General features: G+C 72.7%; 21 protein-coding genes. 11 read left to right on the forward strand and 10 right to left on the reverse strand.

What is annotated here, in order from left to right:
- Nucleotides 1-12 precede the first annotated feature (12 nt).
- On the reverse strand, nt 13-738 hold the full coding sequence (locus tag ACIODU_RS30260; protein ID WP_401771634.1) for a VOC family protein: 726 nt from the start codon (nt 736-738) through the stop codon (nt 13-15).
- Between the two features lie 340 nt (nt 739-1,078).
- On the opposite strand from ACIODU_RS30260, the gene ACIODU_RS30265 reads away from it, so the two are divergent.
- Nucleotides 1,079-1,642, forward strand: coding sequence for a hypothetical protein (locus tag ACIODU_RS30265; protein ID WP_401771635.1), 564 nt, complete (start codon nt 1,079-1,081; stop codon nt 1,640-1,642).
- Here ACIODU_RS30265 and ACIODU_RS30270 read toward each other — a convergent pair.
- The 4 genes from ACIODU_RS30270 to ACIODU_RS30285 form a co-directional block, all read right to left on the reverse strand.
- Entirely contained in the window at nt 1,617-3,512 is a 1,896-nt protein-coding gene (locus ACIODU_RS30270; RefSeq protein ID WP_401771638.1) for a glycoside hydrolase family 15 protein, read from the reverse strand. The two genes, ACIODU_RS30265 and ACIODU_RS30270, sit on opposite strands and share 26 nt — an antisense overlap.
- 75 nt (nt 3,513-3,587) lie before the next feature.
- Nucleotides 3,588-4,379, reverse strand: a complete 792-nt coding sequence (locus tag ACIODU_RS30275; RefSeq protein WP_401771641.1) for a beta-glucanase — start codon at nt 4,377-4,379, stop codon at nt 3,588-3,590.
- Between the two features lie 118 nt (nt 4,380-4,497).
- The gene (locus tag ACIODU_RS30280; RefSeq protein ID WP_401771643.1) at nt 4,498-5,727 is read right to left on the reverse strand and encodes an exo-alpha-sialidase; all 1,230 of its coding nucleotides are present in this window, start codon (nt 5,725-5,727) and stop codon (nt 4,498-4,500) included.
- Nucleotides 5,728-5,803: 76 nt separating this feature from the next.
- Nucleotides 5,804-7,048 carry an acyltransferase family protein gene (locus ACIODU_RS30285; RefSeq protein WP_401771646.1) on the reverse strand — a complete coding sequence of 415 codons (1,245 nt, stop codon included), beginning with the start codon at nt 7,046-7,048 and terminating at the stop codon, nt 5,804-5,806.
- Nucleotides 7,049-7,265: 217 nt separating this feature from the next.
- Between ACIODU_RS30285 and ACIODU_RS30290 the strand changes: the two genes are divergently transcribed.
- The 6 genes from ACIODU_RS30290 (at nt 7,266) to def (ending at nt 14,137) form a co-directional block, all read left to right on the forward strand.
- Complete coding sequence (locus ACIODU_RS30290) at nt 7,266-8,924, forward strand: FAD-dependent oxidoreductase (RefSeq protein WP_356431628.1); 1,659 nt, start codon at nt 7,266-7,268, stop codon at nt 8,922-8,924.
- 77 nt (nt 8,925-9,001) lie between these two features.
- Complete coding sequence (locus ACIODU_RS30295; RefSeq protein WP_401771758.1) at nt 9,002-10,432, forward strand: ATP-binding protein; 1,431 nt, start codon at nt 9,002-9,004, stop codon at nt 10,430-10,432.
- Nucleotides 10,408-10,911: a GNAT family N-acetyltransferase gene (locus tag ACIODU_RS30300; protein WP_401771648.1), complete on the forward strand. Its 504-nt coding sequence runs from the start codon at nt 10,408-10,410 to the stop codon at nt 10,909-10,911. The genes ACIODU_RS30295 and ACIODU_RS30300 overlap by 25 nt, the downstream gene beginning before the upstream one ends.
- Before the next feature lie 269 nt (nt 10,912-11,180).
- Complete coding sequence (locus ACIODU_RS30305; protein WP_356431632.1) at nt 11,181-12,485, forward strand: ThuA domain-containing protein; 1,305 nt, start codon at nt 11,181-11,183, stop codon at nt 12,483-12,485.
- A gap of 264 nt (nt 12,486-12,749) precedes the next feature.
- On the forward strand, nt 12,750-13,505 hold the full coding sequence (locus ACIODU_RS30310) for a YoaK family protein (RefSeq protein ID WP_401771651.1): 756 nt from the start codon (nt 12,750-12,752) through the stop codon (nt 13,503-13,505).
- Entirely contained in the window at nt 13,502-14,137 is a 636-nt protein-coding gene (gene def, locus ACIODU_RS30315; RefSeq protein ID WP_356429221.1) for a peptide deformylase, read from the forward strand. The genes ACIODU_RS30310 and def overlap by 4 nt, the downstream gene beginning before the upstream one ends.
- A gap of 23 nt (nt 14,138-14,160) precedes the next feature.
- Here def and ACIODU_RS30320 read toward each other — a convergent pair whose 3' ends face one another.
- Entirely contained in the window at nt 14,161-15,201 is a 1,041-nt protein-coding gene (locus ACIODU_RS30320; RefSeq protein ID WP_401771653.1) for a M28 family peptidase, read from the reverse strand.
- A 148-nt stretch (nt 15,202-15,349) separates the two neighbouring features.
- On the reverse strand, nt 15,350-15,781 hold the full coding sequence (locus ACIODU_RS30325; protein WP_401771655.1) for a protein phosphatase: 432 nt from the start codon (nt 15,779-15,781) through the stop codon (nt 15,350-15,352).
- A 99-nt stretch (nt 15,782-15,880) separates the two neighbouring features.
- On the opposite strand from ACIODU_RS30325, the gene ACIODU_RS30330 reads away from it, so the two are divergent.
- Nucleotides 15,881-16,123: a hypothetical protein gene (locus ACIODU_RS30330; RefSeq protein WP_401771658.1), complete on the forward strand. Its 243-nt coding sequence runs from the start codon at nt 15,881-15,883 to the stop codon at nt 16,121-16,123.
- A 93-nt stretch (nt 16,124-16,216) separates the two neighbouring features.
- Here the strand turns inward: ACIODU_RS30330 and ACIODU_RS30335 are convergent, their stop codons facing one another.
- Nucleotides 16,217-17,119, reverse strand: a complete 903-nt coding sequence (locus ACIODU_RS30335) for a hypothetical protein (RefSeq protein ID WP_401771660.1) — start codon at nt 17,117-17,119, stop codon at nt 16,217-16,219.
- A gap of 179 nt (nt 17,120-17,298) precedes the next feature.
- Nucleotides 17,299-18,531 carry a cysteine desulfurase-like protein gene (locus tag ACIODU_RS30340; RefSeq protein ID WP_401771662.1) on the reverse strand — a complete coding sequence of 411 codons (1,233 nt, stop codon included), beginning with the start codon at nt 18,529-18,531 and terminating at the stop codon, nt 17,299-17,301.
- A gap of 167 nt (nt 18,532-18,698) precedes the next feature.
- On the opposite strand from ACIODU_RS30340, the gene ACIODU_RS30345 reads away from it, so the two are divergent.
- Nucleotides 18,699-20,204 carry a metallophosphoesterase family protein gene (locus ACIODU_RS30345; protein ID WP_401771664.1) on the forward strand — a complete coding sequence of 502 codons (1,506 nt, stop codon included), beginning with the start codon at nt 18,699-18,701 and terminating at the stop codon, nt 20,202-20,204.
- Nucleotides 20,205-20,478: 274 nt separating this feature from the next.
- Here the strand turns inward: ACIODU_RS30345 and ACIODU_RS30350 are convergent, their stop codons facing one another.
- Nucleotides 20,479-21,357, reverse strand: coding sequence for an SDR family NAD(P)-dependent oxidoreductase (locus tag ACIODU_RS30350; RefSeq protein WP_401771666.1), 879 nt, complete (start codon nt 21,355-21,357; stop codon nt 20,479-20,481).
- 311 nt (nt 21,358-21,668) lie between these two features.
- Here ACIODU_RS30350 and ACIODU_RS30355 point away from each other — a divergent pair, with 311 nt between their 5' ends.
- On the forward strand, nt 21,669-23,159 hold the full coding sequence (locus ACIODU_RS30355) for a M1 family metallopeptidase (RefSeq protein WP_401771668.1): 1,491 nt from the start codon (nt 21,669-21,671) through the stop codon (nt 23,157-23,159).
- Between the two features lie 59 nt (nt 23,160-23,218).
- Complete coding sequence (locus tag ACIODU_RS30360; protein ID WP_401771671.1) at nt 23,219-24,412, forward strand: SGNH/GDSL hydrolase family protein; 1,194 nt, start codon at nt 23,219-23,221, stop codon at nt 24,410-24,412.
- Nucleotides 24,413-24,471: the final 59 nt, after the last annotated feature.

Consider the following 24,471-nt stretch of genomic DNA (forward strand, 5'->3'; position numbering starts at 1 on the left):
GCCGGCGGTCGGCTAACGGTCGCCCACCACGGTGAACATGCCGCCGTCCGGGTCGCGCAGCGTCGCCTCCCGGCCGGTCGGCGGGGACGACGGGGGAGCGGCGACCTCGCCGCCCGCCGCGAGGGCGGCGTCCGCCGCCGCGTCCACGTCGTCCACCCGGAACGACACCTGCCAGCGCGGGCGGATCCGCGGATCGGGGGCGCTGCCCACGGCCCCGCCGCGCAGCGAGCACACCGTACGCTCGCCGTCCCGCATCATCACCCGGTCCTCCTCGTAGTGCGCCTCCAGGCCCTCCTTCCCCTCCGGGGCCCAGTGCAGGACCTGCCCGTAGAAGATCGCGGCGGCGAAGGCGTCCCGGGTGCGCAGCTCCAGACGGGCCGGGCCCTGCCCCTTCCCGATCGACCAGCCCGGGATGATCCGGCCCTCCCAGAGGCCGAACACCGCCCCGTCGGGATCGGCGGCCAGCGCGCCGCGTCCGGTGTTCATGGCGAGGGGGCCGACGGCGACGGTGGCGCTCCGCTCCCGGACCCGGGACGTGGCCCCGTTCACGTCGTCCACCACGAAGTACGGGGTCCAGGCGACGGCGGTACGCAGCGCGGAGGCGAGAGCGCCGATCCCGGCGACGGCCTCCCCGCCGAGCAGCCCGACGGAGAACTCGTCGCCCAGGGACGTCGGACGGAAGGACCAGCCGAGGACCGCGCGGTAGAACTCCTGGGCGGCGGGGAGATCGCGGGTCATCAGACTCACCCAGCAGGGGGATCCGGTGACGGCTTGAGGTGACGCCGGCATGACGCTGGTGCGCTCCATTCGTCCGGGCGGGGACGGATCGACCCGCCCCCGACGCATGCTCCCCACCTTGCCGCCGCACACGCGCTCACGCATGTGACGCGCCGCAGACTTGGCAACACCCTTGCACTACCGGCCACACCGCCCCGTCACATGGTGCCGTCACACCGCCGCGTCGACATCCCGGTCACCTCTTCGCAGCCCCCGGCATTGGGGTGAGCGCTCGCCCAGGTCCGTTTCCGGGGAAGCGGGGGCGGGCACTCAGGCGTGCATGAGTCGGCAAAGTGTCTGTGTGACCTATGACGTGACGCGGCTGGTCCTCGTGGGGCTGGTCTCGGGACTGCGCAGCCAGCTGGGGGTCGCGGCCGTCGCGTTGACCACCGGGCCGGGGGAGAGCGCCCGGCCCGCGTCGTTGTTCGCGGGGGTGTGGGGCAAGCGCGTCGCCTCCGCCGGGGCCGCCGGGGAGCTGGTCGCGGACAAGCTGCCGTGGACCCCGAGCCGCCTCACCCCCGCCGGGATCGCCTCCCGGATGGCGTTCGGCGGGTTCGCCGCCGTCGCGCTGTCCTCGCGGGAGCGCAACGGCGCCCCGCCCGTGCTCGCCGCCGCGGTCGGCGCCGCCGCGTCCGCGGTGGGCACCGTGGCCGGTGCGTACTGGCGGCGCACGGTCGCCGAGGCGGGCCGCCCCGACTGGCCGGCGGCGCTGCTGGAGGACGCCGCCGCCCTCCTGCTGGCCTACACCGCCGTCGGACACACCGACGCGGCCCGGTACGCCGTCGCGACCGCCGCCGGAACGGCGTCGGGAGCGGTGTCCGGAGCGGTGACGGGCGCGCTCACCCCATCGCACGGTCGAGGTTGATCGCCGAGCTGATCAGGGAGAGATGGGTGAACGCCTGGGGATAGTTGCCCAGGTGCTCACCCGTCAGCCCGATCTGCTCCGCGAACAGCCCCAGGTGGTTCGAGTACGTGAACATCTTCTCCAGCGCCAGCCGCGCCGCCTCCACGTCACCGGTCCTGGCCAGCGCCTCCACCCACCAGAACGAGCAGATCGAGAACGTGCCCTCGGTGCCGTCCAGCCCGTCCGGCGCCTGCTCGGGGTCGTACCGGAACACCAGGCTGTCCACCACCAGGCGCCGGCGGATGGCCTCGACCGTGGACCGGAAGCGCGGATCCACCGGCGACACGAACTTGACCATCGGCATCAGCAGCAGCGACGCGTCCAGGATGTTCGCCGGCTGCTGTCCGTCGTCCGCCGCGAGCCGCTGGACGAACGTCCGCTCCTCGTCGTTCCAGCCGCGCGCCATGATCTCGTGGTAGATCCGGTCCCGGACCGAGATCCACCGGCCCAGGTCGCCGGGCAGGCCCCGGCGGCGCGCCATCCGGATCATGCGCTCCACCGCGACCCAGCACATCAGCCGTGAGTACGTGTGGTGCTGCTGGCCCGACCGGGTCTCCCAGATCGACTCGTCGACGGTGTTCCAGTGCTCCAGCAGCCAGTCCAGGACGACGCAGAGATCGGTCCAGCTCTCGTGCGAGATCCCGGCGCCGTACTTGTCGAACAGGTAGATGGAGTCGATCAGTTCGCCGTACAGGTCGAGCTGCCGCTGGCCGCTCGCGTCGTTGCCCGTACGGACCGGGTACGAGCCCCGGTAGCCCTCCAGGTGCCCCAGCACCTCCTCGGGCAGGTGCGCGTGCCCGTCGATCGAGTACATGACCCGCAGCGGGCCCGCCTCCCCGTCCGTCGCGTCGCGCAGCCGCTCGGTCAGCCAGTCCATGAAGGACTGCGCCTCCTGCGTGAAGCCGAGCCGCAGCAGCGCGTACAGCGAGAACGCGGCGTCGCGGATCCACACGTACCGGTAGTCCCAGTTCCGCACCCCGCCCAGCTGCTCCGGAAGCCCGAGCGTCGGCGCGGCGATCACCGCCCCCGACGGTTCGTGCGTGAGCAGCTTGAGGGTCAGCGCCGAGCGGTGGACCATCTCGCGCCAGCGGCCCGTGTACGTGGACCGGCTCAGCCAGCGCCGCCAGAAGGCGACCGTCGCCGTGAACAGCTCCTCGGCGGTCTCGGGGGCCTCGGCGGTGTCGGCGGCCGTCTCCAGGACGAACAGCGCCGTCTCGCCCTCCCCGAGGACGAACTCGCCGAACGCGTCGGTGTCGTCCAGTTCCAGCCCCACGCTCGCCCGCACCGACACGGTGAGCGTGTCACCGGTGAACCGCACCCCGCGGGGGATTCGCTCCACCCGGTGCTCGTCGCGCCCGTAGTTCATCCGGGGCGCGATCCGCGCCGACATGGCCATCCGGCCGCGGATGTTCACCACCCGCCGCACCAGCCGCTGCCGGTGCGCGGAGTCGTTCTCCCGCAGGATCGGCATGAAGTCCTGGATCTCCACGATGCCGTCCACCGTGAACATGCGGGTGATCAGGATGTTCGTGTCCGGGAAGTAGAACTGGTGCCGGTCCACCACCTCGCACACCGGCGCGATCTCCCAGAACCCGCCGCGCCGGACGTCGAGCAGCGACGCGAAGACACTCGGGGAGTCGAAGCGGGGCGCGCAGAACCAGTCGACCCGCCCGTCCGTGCCCACCAGCGCGGCGGTCCGCAGGTCACCGATCAGACCGTGGTCGGCGATCGGCAGGTAGTCCTCGCCCCGGCCGTCCGGACGCCCCGCGGGACGCTGCCCGGCAGCGCTCCGCGGATCCGCCGCCCCGGTGTCCTGATCGTCGCGGTTCATCCCGTCGAGTCTGGCCCACCGGCCGCACCCCCGCATGTCGGAGGCGGCCGGCGGGCCCGGCCGGGCCGTCCCGGGTCAGGAGCGGTAGACGCGCAGGTACGCGACCTCGTACGACATGCTGTCGACGGACGGCTCGGGGGCGGGATGGTAGGCGCCGGCGCAGACGGAGAGGTTCACGATCAGATAGGCGCGCCAGAACCACCCGACGCCCCGGTTGTCGGCGAAGACCCGTACTCCGTTGACCCACCAGACGACCGAGCGCATCCGGAACTCGACCCGCAGGTCCACCCACGCGCCGGGCGCGATCGCCGGATCCGTGAAGTACCGCTGGCCGCCCCGGACATGGTTGGTCAGCTCCAGTAGGTCCGGGTTGTCCGGGTGGTACTCGAAGACGTCGATCTCGTTCCCGCCGTCCCGCCAGGTCCAGATCGCGGGCCACGCGCCGATCTCGGCGGGGAGCCGTACGCGCGCCTCCAAGACGTCACCCGTACGGACCATGAAGCCGTCCTCGCTGCCCTCCGTGGTGAGCAGCCCCGTGTCCCAGTACCCGTCGCTCCTGCGGGACGCCCGGAAGACCCCGTCGCGGCTGAACTCCGCGTCGGGGCAGAGATGGTCGAGCTTGTTGTCGCCGGGGTTGGTGGGCCCGCCGCGCGGATAGGCCCAGGAGCGGCCCGCGACCCACTGCTCGGGCGAGGAGAAGTCGGCGGTGAAGACCGGGAGCGCGCCGGGGCGCGAGGGCACCGGACCCGTGGGCCCCGGCCGGGCCGGTCCCTGCGACACCGGACCGGACGGTCCGCGCCTCGGCCCCGGAATCCGGCCGAGCTTCTCGGCGAGCCATTCCACGAAGGGGGATCCACGCTGTGCCATCGCATCCCTTTCACCGGTACCGACGGGGTACGGCCTGACAGCGCGGGGAGCGGGAGGGCCGTACGGGTGGTGACAAACCGTCACTCAAGGTAATGGTACGGTCGCGGGCTGCGACGGATCAAGAGGGCGTCGCTGACGCGGACGCCGGGAACGCGAACTCCGGGAACGCGGACAGGGCGCGGGCCGGGAGCCGGGTGAAGCGGATCGTGTCGTGGAACGTCCGGGGCCCGGTCTCGTACAGCAGCCCCACCGCACCCGGCCCGGTCCGCACCAGGTCCGAGTAACCGGCGCGGTCCTCCGACACCGTCCACACGGGCCGCCACGACCGCCCGCCGTCGCCGCTCGCCCGCACCTGCATCCGTACGCGGGCCCGCGGATCCGCCGGGCCCGAGTACAACAGCGGCCCCCTGCCCGGCAGTCCGGACACGAGCAGCACGCTTCCCTGGACGACCGGTCCGGCGATCAGCGGCTGCGGCCGGAACGGGACGGAGAGGGTGAGCCCGCCGTCGGAGCTGTAGGCGTCGGCGCGGGCCTCGTCCGGTCTGCGGCTGTGGTCACGGGAGTTGACGTACACCAGGCCGTTGGGCAGTTCGGCGAGGGTGCTCTCGTTGAGCTGGACGGGCCCGCCGGCCGAGCCGGCCACAAAACCGACGTGCCAGGTCGCGCCGCCGTCGTCGCTGTAGAGGGAGTGCGCGCCGCTGCGCCCCGTACGGCCCGACGTGTGGTTCGCGGGGACCAGCAGCCGGCCCCGGTGCGCGCCCCGGCGCAGGGACACCGCGTGCCCGGGGCCGACCGCGTACCAGCGCCAGTCCGCGGGCTTGACCGTGTCGGTGAGGTCGCGCTGCGGTGTCCACGTCGCGCCGCCGTCGGCGCTGCGCTGGACGTACACCCGGCGGGTCGACGCGGGCGCCGCGCCGGTCGTGACCTGGCGGCGGCTCGCCCCGCCGATCGTCCGGCAGCTGAGCAGCACCACGTCGCCGCTGGCCGGATCGATCACCGGTACGGGGTTGCCCGCCGTGTCGGCGCCCGCGTCGGCCACCACCTGGAGCGGCCCCCAGGTACATCCGCCGTCGAAGGAGCGCCGCAGGACCAGGTCGATGTCACCGTCGTCGGCGGACGAGTGCCGGCGCCCCTCGGCGAAGGCGAGCAGGGCGCCGCCGGGCACCTGGAGCGCGGCGGGGATGCGGAAGGTGAAGTAACCCGACTGCCCGGACCGGTACGGCACGGACGGCGCGCACGCGGCGGGCGCCGACGCGGCGGCGGACGGCGCCTGGACGGCGGCCGGACCCGCGGCGAGAGACAGCAGCAACGCCAGGAACCGGCGGCCGGTCCTGGTCCTGGTACCCACAGCGCGGACTCTCATCTCATCCTCGTTCTGTACGTATATGTGAGGTATGACGAGATGAAAGTAGAGGGTCGAGGGATCAGCCGGCCGGACCGCCACGCACGGCGGGGGCGGCTGCGGGCGCGTTCTCCGGGGAAGAGGGTGCTTCCGCCTCCGCCCGCTTGGGGCGCTTGCGGCGCGTCAGCGGTCGTTCGATCAGGTAGTACGACGCGGTGGCGGCCGCGAAGGAGGCGGCGAGGGTGGCCGGGGTGTGCCAGGTGTCGACCCCCAGCCCGGCCAGCAGCCGCCCCAGCGGGTAGTGCCAGAGATAGAGGGCGTAGCTCAGGTTGCGCCCGACCCAGACGAGCGGCGCGAGGGACAGCACCCGGGCCAGCGGGGCACGCGGCGACAGGTCGAGCGCCGCCAGGACGGTCGCCGTGAGGACGGCGGTGACCAGGAAACCGACGGTGTAGAGCGGTACGGTCCACACTCCGGTGTGCGTGCCGGGGATGTACCACACGAGGAGGCCCAGCACTCCGAGCGCGGGCCACGCCAGCCGGCCCGACCAGCGCCGCAGCGCGGCCAGCCGCCGGTCCTCCGCGTCCAGCCGCGCCACCACGATCGCCAGGAGCGCCCCCGCGAGCAGCTGGTCCGCGCGGGTGTCGGTGCCGTTGTAGATGCGGTGGGCCGCGCTCGGGTCCCACAGGTACCACCGCCAGAAGACGGGGATCGCGCACAGCACGGCCGCCGCGATCAGCACCGTCCGCGGCCTGACCCACCGCAGGAGGAGCACCAGGACCGGCGGCCACAGCAGGTAGAACTGCTCCTCCACCCCGAGTGACCAGGTGTGGGCGAGGAGCGCGGTGTCGTCCGAGTACGGGCCGGGCTGCCCCGCCCGGACGAGGTTGACCAGGAACGTCGCGGACAGCCCGATCGACGCCCAGGCGTTGTCGAAGCCGGGCAGGCCGGTGGTGAGGGCCAGCACGGCGCACACCGCGCACAGCGCCAGCAGGGCGGGCACCAGCCGCAGCCAGCGGCGCCGGTAGAACGGGCCCATGGCCACGGTCCCGCCGCGGGCGAACTCGGCCAGCAGCAGCCGGGTGATGACAAACCCGCTGATGGTGAAGAAGACGTCCACCCCGAACGCGCCGCCCGGCAGCAGGTCGGCGTCCAGGTGGTAGACCATGACCACCGCGACGGCGAGCGCCCGCAGCCCGTCCACCCCGTCGATCCGTCCCCCGGTCAGCGCCGAGGGAAAGCCGTGCCCGGCCCGGCGCCCGACCCGGACGGGCACCACCCCCAGCGTGCCGGTCGCGCCTGATCTGTCCGTTCCTGTCCTGGTCACCGGGGCGGTTCGTATGCTGTCCACCCTCAGCCGCTGCCCGCAAACCGAACGCGCACGCGATCCTCATCGACATCTCAGGTTGCTTCACCGAAGACTCACAAACGGCGCCGGCGGGGGCCGGCGGCGTAATGTGGGGAGTCGATCACGCCGTCGGCCACGACCGCGCGGTGCTTCGCGCGGAGCTGCCGGCAGAGCAGACCAGGGGTGGTGCGGTGTCATGGTGAATCCGACGATCTTGACCGTGGACGACGATCCGGCGGTCTCCCGGGCCGTCGCACGCGACATCCGGCGCCGGTACGGCGACCGCTACCGCGTGGTGCGCGCCGTCTCGGGAGCGGACGCGCTGGAGGCGCTGCGCGAGATAAAGCTGCGCGGCGAACAACTCGCGATCATGCTCGCCGACTACCGCATGCCCCAGATGAACGGCCTGGAGTTCCTCGAAGCGGCGATGGACCTCTTCCCGCGCGCCCGCCGGGTGCTCCTGACCGCGTACGCCGACACCGGCGCGGCCATCGACGCCATCAACGTGGTCGATCTCGACCACTACCTGCTCAAGCCGTGGAACCCGCCGGAGGAGCACCTCTACCCGGTGATCGACACCCTGCTGGACGCCTGGCTCGCCACCCCCGACCCGACCGCCTCCGAGATCCGCGTGGTGGGACACCGCTGGTCGGCGCCGTCGTTCGCGGTACGCGACTTCCTCGCCCGGAACCTGGTCCCGTACCGCTGGCTCCAGGCCGACGAGCCCGAGGGCGAGCGGCTGCTCGCCGCCGCCGGGGCCACCGCCGCCGACGTGCCGCTGGTCGTCACGTCCGACGGCACGTCGCTGCTGGCGCCGGCCGACGGCGAACTGGCCGCGCACGTCGGGCTGAGCACCGTACCGACGTCCGACTTCTACGACCTCGTCGTGGTCGGCGGCGGCCCCGCCGGACTCGGCGCCGCCGTGTACGGCGCCTCCGAGGGCCTGCGCACGGTCCTCGTCGAGCGCGCCGCGACCGGCGGACAGGCTGGCCAGAGCAGCCGTATCGAGAACTACCTCGGCTTCCCGGACGGCGTGTCCGGGTCGCAGCTCACCGACCGGGCCCGCCGCCAGGCCTTGAAATTCGGGGCCGAGATCCTCAGCACCCGCGAGGTCACCGGCATGGAGGCGGCCGGTTCCGGGCGGGTGCTGCACTTCGGCGAGGGCGCCTCGATCACCGCGCACACGGTGGTCCTGGCCACCGGCGTCTCGTACCGCAGGCTCGACGCGCCAGGTCTGGAGGAGTTCGCCGGGGCCGGGGTCTTCTACGGGGCCGCCGTCACCGAGGCACCCACCTGCAAGGGCCAGGAGGTCTACATGGTGGGCGGCGCCAACTCCGCGGGCCAGGCGGCCGTCCACTTCTCCCGCTTCGCGGACCGGGTGCACATGCTGGTCAGGGGCGGCGACCTGAGACGGTCGATGTCCAGCTATCTGATCGACCAGATCGAGGCCATCGACAACATCGTCCTGCACCCGTGGACCGAGGTGGTCGACGGCAAGGGCGACGGCCACCTCCAGCAGCTGACCCTCCGGGACACCCGGTCGGGCGCGACGGACACCGTGAGCACGTCCTGGCTGTTCGTCTTCATCGGCGCCGAGCCTCGTACGGAGTGGCTGGACGGCGTGGTGGTCCGCGACGAGCTGGGCTTCGTGGTCACCGGACCCGACCTGCTGGCCGGCGGACAGCGGCCGGCCGACTGGACGCTGCCCAGGGACCCGTACCACCTGGAGTGCAGCATTCCCGGGGTCTTCGCCGCCGGTGACGTCCGCGCGGCGTCCCTCAAGCGCGTCGCGTCCGCCGTGGGTGACGGCGCGATGGCCATCTCGCTGGTCCATCGCTACATGGAGGCACAGTGACGTCCTCAGAGTCTTCAGAGCATTCTTCGTCTTCGGAGCATTCTTCCGACACGCCGGCCGGGGCGCCCGAGGAACGGCTGAGCCCGGCGGAACTGCGCACGCTCTTCCTCTTCGAGGCGCTGGACGACGAGCAGCTGGCCTGGCTCTCCGAGCGGGGCAGGGTGGAGAGGCGGGACGGCGGCACCGCCGTCTACAAGGAGGGCGACCCTGCCACCTGCTTCTTCGTCCTGCTGAGCGGCGCGATCACCCTCAACCGGCGGCTTCACGGCGACGACATCGAGGTCACCAGGACCGACCAGCGCGGCGTCTACAGCGGCGCCATGCAGGCGTACCTGGGCGACCGCGTGGACCAGGTGTACGGCAACACGATGCGGGCCGTGAGCGACGTGGAGCTGTTCGTCCTGTCGGCGGACGACTTCACGACCGCGATCCGGACGTGGTTCCCGATGGCCCTCCACCTGCTGGAAGGGCTGTTCTTCGGCTCCCGCGCGGCCAACATGATCGTGGGGGAGCGGGAGCGGCTGGTCGCCCTCGGGTCGCTGTCCGCCGGCCTCACCCATGAGCTCAACAACCCGGCCGCGGCGGCCGTGCGGGCCACCGAGGCGCTGCGCGAGCGGGTGGCGGGGATGCGCCACAAGCTGGCCATGATCGCCGACGGGCGGCTGGACGGCAGCCGGCTGCGCGGCCTGGTCGAGCTCCAGGACGCCGCCGTCAAGCAGGCCGCCGCCGCGACCCCGCTGCCCGCGCTGGCCGCGGCCGACGCGGAGGACGTCCTCGGCGACTGGCTGGACGAGCAGGGCGTGAGCAGCGCCTGGGACCTGGCACCCGCGCTGGTCGCCGGGGGCATCGAGGTGCCCTGGCTGGCCACGGTCGCCGACGCGGTCGGCGCCGAACACCTGGAGTCGGCGGTGCGCTGGCTCGCGTACACCATCGACGCCGAGCTGCTGATGGGCGAGATCGACGACGCGGTGACCCGGGTCTCCGACCTGGTCGGGGCGGCGAAGCAGTACTCGCAGCTGGACCGGGCGCCGCAGCAGCCCGTCGACGTCCACACCCTGCTCGACGCCACGCTGACCATGCTGCGCGCGAAGATCCCGGCCGAGGTGCGGGTGGTCAAGGAGTACGACCGCGACCTGCCGCCCATCCCCGCGTTCGGCGCCGAGCTGAACCAGGTGTGGACCAACCTGATCGACAACGCCGTGTACGCGATGGGCGGGCGGGGCACGCTCACGCTGCGTACGTGGGGTGAGGTCGACCGGCTGGTGGTGGAGATCGGCGACACCGGCTCCGGGATCCCGGACGAGGTCAGGCCGCGGATCTTCGAACCCTTCTTCTCCACCAAGGCGGTGGGCGAGGGGACGGGCCTCGGGCTGGACATCTCGTACCGCATCGTCGTCAACAAGCACCACGGGGACATCCGGGTGGACTCGCGGCCGGGGGACACCCGGTTCCAGATCTGCCTGCCGATGACCGCCGACCCGGAATGGGACACCTCGGCATCCCGGTGAACAGGACCACGAGCGGGGGCACGCGCATCCGGCGGGCCACGGCCAGGGACGCCCGGCGGCTGACCCGGATCGTGCGGTCCTCGCGCGCGTACGAGGGTCCGTACGCGCCGATGACCGCCGGATACCGGATCGGTCCCGACTACATCGAGACGCACGAGGTCTTCGTGGCGGTCGAGGAGGCGACGGCCTCCGGGACGCCCGAGCGGGTGCTCGGTTTCTACGCCCTCCTGCTCGCCGAGGCCGAGCTGGACCTGATGTTCGTCGCCGACGACGCCCAGGGGCGCGGCCTCGGCCGGCTGCTGGCCGCGCATCTGGCGGACCGGGCGCGCGAGGCGGGTCTGACGGGGGTACGGGTGGTCGCGCATCCGCCCTCGGAGGGCTTCTACCTCACCGTGGGCGCCCGCAGGACCGGCACGGTCTACGCCCGGCCGCCGGCCGTGATGTTCGACCGGCCCGAGATGATCCTTCCGGTCGCGTGACGGACCCGCGGACAGACTTCTGAACGCGGGACGCCCCAACTTCCCCGGTGGGGCGTCGAGTTCGGACCGACCGCCTTCGGGAGTATTGGTCCATACCAAAGCCTTGACATGGGGTGGGTTCACTTCTTAAATCACGAACGAGCCGTGCCGCCCTGCCGGGGCGGCGCATTCCCCGGCGGTCGTGCCGTGGACTTCTGTCATATACATGATAAGTCGCTGACCGGTACGACCTCACCCCCCATGTCGGCAGAAGAAGGGATCATCCCCGGATGACCACAGACAGGGTCCGCGCGAGAAACGTCGGCCTCCGACTCCTCGCGCTCGTCGCCGTACTGTTCGGCCTCACCGCCGCGCCCGCCGCCCACGGAGCCGAACAGAAGGCCGCCGCGGCCCCGTACAAGGTGCTGGCGTTCTACAACGGCACCTGGGACGACGCGCACATCAGCTTCGTACGGGAGGCCAACACCTGGTTCCCGCAGCAGGCCGCCGCCAACAACTTCACGTACACGGCGACCACCAACTGGGACCAGCTCAACACCCTCACCAAGGAGCAGTACCAGGTCGTCCTCTTCCTCGACGACGCTCCGCAGGGCGCGTCGCAGCGGGCCGGGTTCGAGCGGTACATCCGCAGTGGCGGCGCCTGGATGGGCTTCCACGTCTCCGCCTTCACCACCAACGCGGGCGCCTGGTCCTGGTACTACAACGACTTCCTCGGCTCGGGCAACTTCAGGTCCAACACCTGGGGACCCACCACGGCGACCATCAAGGTCGACGACCGTACGCACCCCACCACCGTCGGCCTGCCCGGCACCTTCACCTCGTCGGTCAGCGAGTGGTACAGCTGGACCAACAACCTGCGCACCCGCCCGGGCATCAAGGTCCTGTCCTCGGTCGACCCGGTCAGCTTCCCGCTCGGTACGGACCCCAACCAGTCCTGGTACAGCGGTGATTACCCGATCACGTGGACCAACACCAACTACAAGATGATCTACGCCAACTTCGGGCACAACGCCATGAACTACAGCACGGGTCAGACCCTGTCCTCCACGTTCGGCAGCGCCACCCAGAACCGCTTCGTGCTCGACAGCCTCAAGTGGCTCGGCACGGGCGAGGGCGGCTCCACCACCCCGCCGGGACCCATCAACGAGAACGCCTGGTACTCCCTCGTCAACAGCGGCAACAACCTCTGCGTGGACGCCCGCGCGGCGGCCACCGCCAACGGCACGGTGATCCAGCAGTACACCTGCAACAGCACCCAGGCGCAGCAGTACCAGATCCGTGCCACCGACGGCGGGTTCTCGCGCATCGGCCCGCGCGCCAACGCCGCCCAGGCCATCGACGTCACCAACGTGTCGACCGCCGACAACGCCCCGCTCCAGCTGTGGAGTTACAGCGGCGGTACGAACCAGCAGTGGCAGGCCGTCGCCGAGACCGGGGGCCGCTACCACTTCACCGCCCGGCACAGCGGGAAGTGCCTGAGCGCGCCCGACACCGCGACCACCGGGACGGCCCTGGTCCAGCGCGCCTGCAACGGATCGGCCGCGCAGTCGTTCCAGCTCGTCCAGCAGCCGTAACACACTCCGGCCGCGCCGCGCCCCCGCCGATCTGGGTGCGCCGGAGCAGATGAAGCGGTCCGCCGGGAACCTCCGGCGGGCCGCTTCGTCCGTCCCCCGTCCCGTCCCCGGTCCGCCCGATGACTCCATCCGGGCCCATCTGCCGGCCCCCGAGGTGTCGGCGCCGTGCTCGTCCGCCCCGGTGGGGCAGGTTTCCCCTGAGCGCCCGCGCCGGCCCGGCACCGGACCGCGCGCGAGGCGGTCCGACCGGAGGGCGGAGATCGGGTGACGGCGCAGGCGCGGTCCGGCCGGGCGGGCGGCCCGCTCACCTCCCGGCACGCGGGCTCCACACCGTCCGCGACCGTGGTGACACTGACCCTGGTCACCGGCGCCGTCGACACCCTGAGCTTCATGGCCCTCGGTGACGTCTTCACCAGCGTGATGACCGCGAATCTCGCCCTGCTCGGACTGTCCGTGGGATCCGACGACTTCGTCCTCACCGGACATGTGGCCGTGGCCCTGGCCGGATTTGTGTGCGGTGTCCTCCTCGGCAGCCGGATCGCCGCCTTCGGCGACCCCGCGAAGGCGCCCCACCGGGCCGCGCTGGCCGTCGAGACGCTGCTCCTCTGCGGGTTCCTGGCCGGCTGGATCGCGGTCGGCGGCCGGCCCTCCGGGGGCGCGGAGATGGGGCTGCTGGCCACCGCCGCCGTCGCCATGGGCTGCCAGAGCGGGATGATCCGGGTCATCGGCACCCCCACCATGTCCACCACCTACCTCACCGGCACACTCACCGGGATCCTGGCCGAACTCGCCACGAAGGGACGGCTCCAGCGGGCGAACGTGGTCCTGATCGCCGTGCTGCCGCTGGGCGCCGCCCTCAGCGCGATCCTGGTGACCTGGGCGCGCACGTACGCGCCGGTGCTGCCCGCGGGCCTGCTCCTGACCGCGACGCTGCTCTCCTTCGTACCGCCGCGGGAGCCCCGGCCCGAAGCCCACTCCGCGCCGGACCCGGCGCCCGGGTCTGGGAAAGTGGACCCATGATCGACACCACACTGACCGAGCTCGTCGACGGACTCCTCGACGGCCCCGTACCGCTGCCCCTCGTCCACGTCGGCGACCCGGTCCTGCGCCGCCCCGCCGTGCCGTACGAAGGGCAGCTCGGCGACGCCCGGCTCCAGCGCCTGGTGGACGCGATGCGCGCGACGATGCACGCCGCCCCCGGCGTCGGCGTGGCGGCGCCGCAGGTCGGGATTCCGCTGCGGATCGCCGTCATCGAGGACCCCGCCGAGGTGGCCGAAGAGGTGGGCCGGACGCGCGGCCGGGTGCCCCAGCCGTTCCGCGTCCTGGTCAATCCGTCGTACGAACCCGTCGGCGACCGGCGGGTCGGCTTCTACGAGGGCTGCCTCAGCGTGCCCGGCCTCCAGGCCGTCGTCGCACGGCCCGAGACGGTCAGGCTGCGCGGACAGGACGAGACGGGGCGGGAGTTCGACGAGGAGTTCACCGGGTGGCCGGCCCGTATCGTCCAGCACGAGACGGACCACCTCGGCGGCACGCTCTACGTCGACCTCGCCGAGACCCGCTCGTTCGCCACCACCCCGCACCTGATCGACCGCTGGTCGCAGCCGACCCCGGAGACGGCGGCCAGGGAGCTCGGCTTCACCCTGCCCGGGTGAGGAACGGGAGCGGTCTCCGGTGGTCAGGCGCCGGGCGGTGCCTCGCCGGGCCAGGCGGCCACGGTGGCGGCGGTCGCCGTCGCCACCGCGGCCAGCCGGTCGTAGTCCAGGGTGTCGGGGGTGTCCGTGGGCCGGTGGTAGTGGGTGTTGCGGAAGTTCGCGGTGCCGGTGAGCATCAGCGCGGGGATCCGGTGGTTCCAGAACGGCGCGTGGTCGCTGCGCGACAGGTTGTTGAGTACGGGCACGGCCAGTCCGGCGGCCGCGCCGAGCCGCCCGTCCGGGCGTGGGTCGCGCAGCAGGACCGAGGGCAGCGAGGGGGACGCCTCGGCGGCGGCCCGCGCCCACGCCTCGGCGGCCGGGCGGGAGGACGTGCGGTGGACCACGAGGGTGAAGTCGCCCCGGTGGTGGCCCTCGGCGACCGCCTCGGCGGCCGCGGGGAACGCCAGGCCCGCGCCCGGCGGGAGCCGCTGGCTGCCGAGGGCCGAGGAGAAGTAGCCGACCGACTCCAGGCAGATCATCCCGGCGACGCGGCGGGTGCCCACCAACTGCCGTACGGCTTCCCGCGAGCCGATCAGGCCCGTTTCCTCCATGTCGAACAGCATCAGGGTGACGTCCGGCGGCTGGGGCAGCCGCGCGAGGACCCGCGCGGTCTCCAGGACCACCGCGACCCCCGACGCGTTGTCGTCGGCCCCCGGACTGTCCAGCACCGTGTCGAGGTGCGCGCCGACCACGACGGTGGAGCGCGGGCCGGGGCCCTCGCCCCGGCCCCGCGGGCCCGGCGGCTCGGCACGGAGGTTGGCGCCGGTCACCCGCCGGTGCAGACGGATCTTCAGCGGCATCGCGCGATGCCCCGGCCCGTCGGCCGAGCCCCACCGCCACCGCACGTCGAACGGGTCGCGGTGCACGTCCCAGCCGGCCTCGGTGAGGTGGTCGGTGACGTACTCCTCGGCCCGCTCCATGGCCTGCGGGGCGTGCCGGCGGCTGCGGGGCTCCCCGGCCAGCGCGGTCACATGACGGCGCAGCAGCACGGGATCGGCCTGAAAGGGGTGCGTGGGCTGTGTCATGGGACCTTCCTGCTCCTCGCCGGCCGGAGACACGGGTGCGCGTTCCCCACACGATCACATGCTCCCCGGCGCGGGGCACGCTCCCGTGCCGGAGGCCGGCCGGGGACGGCACCGATGCCCGTCACGCGACGGGTCCCGGCACCGGCGGTCAGACGGTGAAGCGGCGGACGTACCGCCGCTGCCAGGGCGTCTCGACCGCGTGCCGGGAGTAGTGGGCCCGTACGTACGCCACCGCCCGGTCCGCCGGGACCCCGTCGAGGACGGCGAGACAGGCCAGGGCGGTGCCCGTACGGCCGCGTCCGCCGCCGCACGCCAGCTCGACGCGCTCCTCCGCCGCCCGCTCCCACACCTCGCCGAGGACGGCCCTCGCCAGCGGCCGGCTGGTGGGCAGCCGGAAGTCGGGCCAGCGCAACCACCGTGTCTCCCAGGGGACTTCGGGCGGCTCCTGGCCGAGCAGGTACACGGCGAAGGCCGGCGTGGCACCGGCCGGCAGCGGTCGGCGCAGACCACGTCCCCTGACGAGGCGCCCGGAGGGCAGGGCGAGGACGCCGGTGTCGGTGGGCCGCCAGGTGTCGGTCATGCAAAAACCGTATCGGCCGGCCGCGGGCCACGGAGGTGAATCCGGTACGGCGGCGCGACGGCATCGTGACCTCGGGGCGCCTGCCGCGTTACACGGACCATGAACATGCGCCGATTCCTCACCGCAGCCGCCGCCGGCTCCACCCTCCTCGCCGTCGTCGTCCCCGCCGCCCACGCCGTCGATCTCGGCAACACCCTGAGCGGCGCGGCGCGTGCGGCGGACGTCGTCGCGGGCGAGGAGGGCGAGCACCGCCCCGACCTCGGCGAGAAGGTGAACGCCGCCGAGGGCATGGTGCGGGGCGGGGTCGCCGTGGTGAAGTCCGCCAACGACCTGGTCAACTGAGGCCCGGGAGTCGACCGGGGCCCGGAACGGGTCGGGTGGTGGTCCCGGGGCTGGGACCACCACCCGCTCGGGCCGTACGCCGGCTCGTACGTGTCAGCCCGTGCGCTGGATCGTGTAGATCGCGTAGACACCGCACTGCGAGCCGGACGACTGGGCGACGATCGTCCAGCCGCTCGGGATCCTGGTCGGCCCGCAGACCCGCATGACGGTCTGGGTGGTCGGCTTCACGACGGTGTAGACGGTGTACACCCCGCACTGGGTGCCCTGTTGGATGGACGTGATGACCCAGCCGTCCGGGATGGCGGACTGGCCGCAGTCCGTGATGGTGGTCTGGTCGGTGATCTTCAGCAGGGTGTAGAGCGGGTAGGCGCCGCATCCGGCGTTGTTCTGCATCGCCGTGATGACCCAGCCGTTGGGGATGGCCGAGTGGCCGCAGGCCTGGATCGTCGTACGGTCACCGAGCGCGGTGACGGTGTAAACCGTGTAGGGCCCGCACTGAGCGCCCTGCTGGACGGAGATGATGACCCAGCCGGGCGGGATGAAGGACTGGCCGCAGTCCGTCACGGTGGTCTGGGACGTGATCTTCAACAGCGAGTACACCGGGTAGAGCCCGCACAGGCTGGAATTCTGCATGGCGGTGATGACCCACCAGTCGGGGATGGGCGAGTTCGAACACGCCTGGATGGACGTCGCGGTCCCCAGTTCCGTGATGGTCCGCGAGCCGTAGCCTTCGCACCCCGCGGTCGTCTGGTTGATGATCACCCACCCGGCCGGGACGGGCGTGTAGCCGCAGATGGTGGTCGTGGCGCCCGCCTGCACGGCCTGGCCCGCCTGGACGGCCGTGCTCGGCTGGACCGCCGTCCCGCCCGCCCGGGCCGCCGGCGTCCCGGCCGCGAGGGCGGCGGGGGCTCCCGTCAGCGTCGTACCGCCCAGCAACAGCGCGGCCACCATCAGCCAGCGCGCCATGAGCCGCCCCGTCAGGAGCCGCCCTCTCATGAGCCGTCGTACCGTACCCATCGCCATTCCTCCTGGTCGCACCCGTGTTGATCGCGGCTGAGAGCTTGGCAGAGCCGCACTCCCGGCCGCCACCCTCAACAGGGGCTACGGGCATACCAGTTGGATATCGCCGACGCCGGGGCCGCCGCCGGGCGCGCCCCGGCCCGGCGCGCCGCCCGTCACCGCGACGGCCGGCGCAGGAAGTCCGCCAGACCCTCCAGGAGCCGGTCGACGTCCTGGGTGTTGTTGTACGGCGCCAGGCCCGCCCGCAGCCCGCCCGTGTCGCCGAGGCCCAGCCGGCGGGACGCCTCCAGCGCGTAGAACGATCCCGAGGGCGCCGTGACCCCGAGCCCGGCCAGATGGCGGTACGCGTCCTGGGTGTCCCGGCCTTCGAGAGTCAGCAGCAGCGTCGGCGTACGGTCCGCCGCGCGCGAACGCAGGGTGACCGGCGCGAGGCCGGCCAGGCCCTCCTCCATCCGCCGCCGCAGGCCCTCCTCGTGCTCCTCCAGCGCCGCGAAGGACCGGGCGAGCCGCTGCCGCCTGTCACCGGTGTCGCCGGGGGAGGACGGGCCGCCGTCGGCGAGACCGGCGAGGAAGTCCACGGCCGCGATCACGCCCGCGAGGAACTCGTAGGGCAGCGTGCCCAGTTCGAAACGCTCGGGGACCACGTCCGTGGACGGCGCCAGCTTGTCGGGCGCCAGCCCCTCCAGCAGTCCGGGCGCGGCCGCCAGCACGCCCAGGTGGGGACCGAGGAACTTGTACGGCGAGCAGACGTAGAAGTCGGCCCCCAGCAGCCCGACGTCGACGAAGGAGTGGGCCGCGTGATGCACCCCGTCGACGTAGAACAGGGCCCCGCGCTCGTGGGCCAGACGGGCGATCCCGGGGAGGTCGGGCCGGGTGCCGATGAGGTTCGAGGCGCCCGTCACCGCGACCAGCCGGGTGCGCTCCGACAGCACCGCCCCGATGTCCGCCGGGGACAGCTCGCCCGTCGCGGGGTCGAAGTCGGCCCAGCGCACCGTGACCCCGGCGCCTCGGGCCGCCTGTACCCAGGGGCGGATGTTGGCGTCGTGGTCCAGCCGGGTGACGACGACCTCGTCCCCCGGCGACCAGGTCTTGGCGAGCGTCCTGGCGAAGTCGTACGTGAGCTGGGTGGCGCTGCGGCCGAAGACGACGCCCGCCGGGTCGGCGCCGAGCAGATCCGCCATGGCCCGCCGGGCGCCGGTCACCGTGCGGTCCGCGTTGCGTTCCCCGGCCGTCGCGGCCCCCCGGTTGGACAGCGGGTTCGACAGCACCTCGGCGATGGCGTCGATGACCTGCCGGGGGGTCTGCGTACCGGCGGGCCCCTCGAAGTGGGCACCTCCCGCCTCCAGCGCGGGGAAGTGCGAACGGACGGCGTCGATGTCGTACGTCACGAAGGACTCTTCTCTCTTCTTCCGGTCTACCGGTCTCTTCTTCCGGGCGAGCGGTGGTGGCCTGCCGGTTTCCGCACCATCATCGCCGTCCGCTCGCCCGTTCCGCCCGCCGGGCGGGTCTCCACCCCAACCTCCCCGTACCCGGGAAGAGTTGTTAGGGTGCGGCGGTGTCTCCCTCTTCACGTGACTCGGCAGCAGGCGCAGGCTGGCACGGTCAGGAGCCGGGCGAGGAGCCCGGCCGCTACCGGAACCTCATGCCGGAGCGCACCACCCACATCTCCTGGCTGAACCCGGCCACCCTGTGGAAAGCGCGCAACGGCGTGGTCGCCTCGCTGTTCGGCGACCCGACCGGCGACGACCGGAAGCGCTGGGTACAGGGACAGCTCGACCGGGGCGCCGCACCGGACCTGGTGATCGAGCGGGACGACCCGGACACCTTCTCGTTCATGCTGCTCGCGGACACCGGTGAGGGCGACGCGCCGCAGTACGCCGTGGTGCCCGGCTTCCTGGAGGCGGCCGAGGGCACCCGCTTCGCCGTCCTGTCCAGCGACGTCATCTACCCGGTCGGCAGCGCCGACGAGTACGGCCCCAAGTTCTTCCGGCCGTACAAGGACTACCCCGCGCCCGTCTACGCCGTACCGGGCAACCACGACTGGTACGACGGCCTCAACGGGTTCATGCGCGTCTTCTGCGACGCCCCCGCGCTGCCGCCCGCCGCCCGCCCCAAACCTCTGTCGGCCGGCTGGTGGCGGGCCCTGCTGTGGCGGCGCCCCGGCTCCGTGGACGAGCAACTGCTCGCCGAGGCGCGGAAGTTGCGGTCCGCCCCCGAGCAGCAGGCCGCGCAGCCGGGACCGTACTGGGCCATCGACGCCGGCCCGCTGCGGATCATAGGCATCGACACCGGTCTGCTCGGCGGCATCGACCGGGAACAGGGGGAGTGGCTGCGCCGCGTCTCGGCGGGGCCCCGGCCCAAGATCCTGGTGACCGGCTCGCCGATCTACGTGGACGGCGCCCACGAGCCGTGCGCCATCGAGGGCGGCGGCACGGTCGACGACCTCGTCCGCGACCCCGCCTGCCACTACATAGCGGCGATAGGCGGCGACATCCACAACTACCAGCACTACCCGGTCGACGTCGGCGGCCGGACCGTCGAGTATCTGGTCGCCGGGGGCGGCGGGGCGTTCATGCACGCCACCCACACCATTCCGCGCGTCGCGGTGGCCGACGTCACCGAAGGGGACTTCCGCTGCTACCCGCTGCGCGGGGACTCGCTGGCCTTCTACAGCAAGCTGTACGGCCGGCGGCTGCGCATGCCCCGCTTCTTCGGACTCACCGCGGAACAGGCGGGGGCCGTGATCGCCGAGCGGCTCGGCGTGGCGCCGACCCGGGAGACGAACGCGCCGGTGACCCGCCGTACCAGACTGGTGGCCTCCCTCCTCGGCGTGCCCGCGCGGCCGGACGCCAGGCGCCGGTTCCGGCTGCCCGTCCGCAAGATCTACGCGCAGGCCTTCTCGCCCGGCTCCACGACGTACACCCCACCGTTCTTCAAGAGCTTCCTCCGGCTGGACGTCACCCCGGACCACCTGCGGATCCGGTGCTTCGCGGCGACCGGCTACCGTACGGAGGAACTGGCCCCGCCCGTCGAGGACGACTTCACCATTCCCCTCCGCTGAATTCTCCTCCGCCGAGCGGTCGTTGACACCGGGCCCGCCGGGCGGCTGTGATGAGCGCGGTGTCGCGTGACGCGCCACCGGCGCCCGCCCTGTGGCTCCAACTGCGCCGCCGCTGCCTGGAGTTGTGCTCCTGGCTGGAATTCCACCACACGATCTGTCCCAACGGCTGGGCGCGCATCTCGACCACGAAGACGAATCGCTGCTCCCGGCCCTGGCCGAGATCCCCTTCCCACCGGTCTGAGGGGACCCGCCCAAGACACCCCCAAGACACCCCCTAGGCACCCAGCAGGTCGAGGGACACCTGCCACAGCCGGGCGGCCGCCCCGGGGTCGAGCGCGTGCGGCGCGACACCCCGGAGCGGCCCGCCCGGCACGTAACGCGGTGCCTCGGCGCAGTCCTGGAAGTACCGCCCGCCCACGCCCTCGACGTGGGGTGACGCGGCGAGCAGCACGGAGGTGGCCGCCGCCTGCGCGGGGGTCCTGTGCCCGGCCTCGGTCGCCCCCGCGTCCAGGGTGTTGACCGCGATGCCGTCGTCGGCCCACCGCCGGTACGCCTCGCCCGCGAACAGTACGTCGGCCGTCCTGGACTGCCCGTACGCGGCCACGGGGTCGTACGGGCGCGTACGGAACTGGAGGTCGCCGAAGTCCAGGGGTGCCCGCAGGTGGGCGTCCGAGCCGACCACCACCACGCGCGCGCCGTCCGCCTCCGCCAGCGCGCCGCGCAGGCCCGTGGCGAGGGCGAAGTGGCCCAGGTGGTTGACGGCGAACTGGAGCTCCCAGCCCTCCGGGGTCCGCCGCTCGGGCGTCTGCCGTACCCCGGCGTTGTGCACGAGCATGTGGAGCGGTCCCTGCCACGCGGCGGTGAACGCGGCGACCGACGCCCGGTCGGCGAGGTCCAGCGGGGCGATACGGACCTCCCTGGCGCCCGTGGTGTCGATGATGTCCTCCGCCGCCCGCCGGCCCGCCTCCGTGTCCCGTACCGCCAGCGTCACGTCGGCGCCCGCCGCCGCGAGGGCCCGCGCCGTCTCGATCCCCACCGGCGAGGCCCCGCCCGTCACGACGGCGAAGCGGCCCAGGAGATCCGTGCCGGCCACCACCTCGGCGGCGGTCGACCGGGCGGTGAACGGAGTGGTGATCAGCGTGGACTCGCTCATGGGACGTCCTGCCTCGGGGCTCAGGTACGGCGGTCGCGGAGGGCGGTGCTCACGCTCCCAGGCAAGCACGGGGCGCTGTCCCCGACCACCGGGGAACGGGCTCCCGCCGGGCCGTCCACGCGCGTCCCCGGTCGCGGACGCACCCCGCCGAGCAGCCGTTTCCCACCCGCCGGATGCGCCGAACGAGGCAGGGACCCGTCACCGCCGCCGGTCCGGGAGGCCGTCGCGGGGCAACCCTTTGGGCGCCTCCGCGGTCCTGAAAGGGGAGGCGGGACGACCTGATGTTCCCGTCACGGGGGAAAGGCACCACATTGACCACGTTCACCCTGTCCCGGCGCGGCTTACGGCCCGCCCTGGCGGCGGCCGTCGCGGTGACCGCCGCGCTGATCGCCCCGCTCGCGCCCGCCGCGTCGGCGGCCGGACCGGCCACCAGGCCGTCACCGGGGGCGCCCGGCCTCGGCGACCCGATGTTCCCGCTCGACGGCAACGGCGGCTATCAAGTGCGCCACTACGCACTCGACTTCGACTGGCAGGCGCCCGGGACGCCCTTCGAGGCGAAGACCACGATCAAGGCCACCGCCACCCAGGCGCTGTCGCGCTTCGACCTCGACTTCGCCGGCAACACCCTGCACACGGTCACGGTCGACGGCGCCGGGGCCGCCGCCGTCCGCGACGGCGACGAGCTGGTGATCACGCCCAAGTCGCCGATCCGCGACGGCCGGAGCTTCACCGTCACGGTCACCTACACCGCCGATCCGACGCAGACGCGCCACCGCGACGACGCGATCGAGGACTACGGGTGGATACCCACCCCCGACGGCACGGTCCTCTATCCGCAGCCCAACGGCGCCAAGATGATCTTCCCGTCGGACGACCACCCCAGCCGGCGCGCCCCGATCACCTTCCGGATCACCGTGCCGGGCGGACTGACCGCGGTCGCCAACGGCAGGCTCGTCTCCCGCCAGGACCGGCCCGGCGGCCGGGTGCGCTGGACGTACGACTCCGAACAGCCCGTCGCCCCCCAGCTCGCCCAGCTGGCGATCGGCCGGTTCACCGCCGTCGACAGCACAGGACCGCACGGGCTGCCGATCCGCGATCACGTCCCCGACGCCCTGGTCGACGCGACCGACGCGTACCGGAAACTCACCCCCGGGCACCTCACCTGGCTCGAACAGCGCCTCGGTGCCTACCCGTTCCACCGGTACGGCCTGCTCGTCGGCGACACCGACCTGGCGGTCGCGCTGGAGACGCAGACCCTCTCCCTGCTCCCCAAGGCCGATCTGCTCGGCACCCGCGTGGACGCGGAACGCACCATGGTGCACGAGCTGACCCACCAGTGGTTCGGCGACAGCATCGCCCTGCGCACCTGGTCGGACCTGTGGCTGAGCGAGGGGCACGCCCGCTTCTACGAGCGGCTGTACTCGGAGGAGCACGGCGGCGACAGCTTTGAAGCGGCGATGAGGACCGCGTACCAGAACCACGACCAGTGGCGTCACGACTACGGCGCCCCCGCCGAACCCACCGAGCCCAACCTCTTCAAGAGGATGCGCTACGACGGCTCCACCCTCGTCCTGTACGCGCTGCGCGAGGAGGTCGGTGACGCCGCCTTCCGGCGGATCGAGCGGGCCTGGATCCGTACGTACACGGGCCGGGCGGCCGGTACGGGCGACTTCGTGGCGCTGGCGTCGAAGGTCGCGGGACGGGATCTGGAGCCGTTCCTGACCCCGTGGCTGTACGGTCCGGCGACGCCGCCGATGCCGGGGCACCCGGACTGGGTGGTCACGCCGGTGCCCAGGGGGTAGGGGGTGGGGGAGGGGCGCCCCGGCCGGGGGCGCCCCACCCGGACAAGGGACAGTCCCCCGTGAAGCGAACCCCCCACATCCTGGCCGCGGGCGCGGCAGCGCTGATCATGACCGGAGTCCAGACCGGAGTCCAGGGGACGGCGTCGGCCGCCCCCGCCGCGGGCCCGTGGACCGGTACCTGGGCCGCCGCGCCGCAGAGCGGCGGCGACACGTTCACGCAGCAGACGGTGCGTCAGATCGTCCGTACGAGCATCGCGGGCACGTCGGCGCGCGTCCGCCTGTCGAACGCCTTCGGCAACGCCCCGCTCACCGTCCAGGACATACACCTCGCGCGCCGCACCTCGGGCTCCTCGGTGAACGCCGCGACCGACCGTACGGTCACCTTCGGCGGCCAGCGCGCCGTCACGATACCCGCCGGGGGCTCGGCGGTCAGCGACGAGGTCGCGTTCCCGGTGGACGCCCTGTCGGACGTGGCGGTGAGCTTCCACCTCCCCAAGACCACCGGCCCCGTCACGTACCACCAGTCGGGACTCCAGACCAACTACGTCGCCGCGGGGGACGTGAGCGGCAACGCGACGCTCACCAACGCCCGGACGACCAACAGCTATTACTTCCTCTCCGGGCTCGACGTGGTGAACCCGGCGGCCGAGGGCGCCGTGGTCACGCTCGGCGCGTCGATCACCGACGGCATCGCCTCCAGGAACGACGCGAACCGGCGCTGGCCGAACGAGCTGGCGAGCAGGCTGGCGGGTGCCGGACGGACCGTCGGCGTGCTCAACCAGGGCATCAGCGGGAACCAGCTCCTCACCGACGGCGCGGGGCAGAGCGCCCTCAACCGGTTCGACCGGGACGTGCTCTCGCAGCCCGGTGTCCGGTGGGTGATCTTCGCCGACGACCCCATCAACGACCTGTCGAACACCAATCCCACGGCGGACCGGCTGATCGGCGGGCTCAAGCAGCTGATCACGCGCGCCCACGAACGGGGCGTGAAGTTCCTCTGCTCCACGCTCACCCCGTTCGAGGGGGCCGGCGGGTGGAAGCCGGAGCTGGAGACGAAGCGGGCCGCCGTGAACAGTTTCATCCGGGGCTCGGGCAGTGGGTGTGACGGTGTGGTCGACCAGGACGCGGCGACACACGACCCGGCGCGGCCGACGAAGTTCCGCGCGGAGTACGACAGCGGTGACCACCTGCACCCCAACGAGGCGGGGCTCCGGGCCATCGCGGGAGCCGTCGATCCGGCCCTGTTGCGATGACTCGGATAAGGTTCATATAATGTGATGCAGGTCACAAGAATAGGGGTGAATGAGCGGGC

The organism is Streptomyces sp. NPDC088261, assembly GCF_044740805.1.
Classification (GTDB): Bacteria; Actinomycetota; Actinomycetes; order Streptomycetales; family Streptomycetaceae; genus Streptomyces.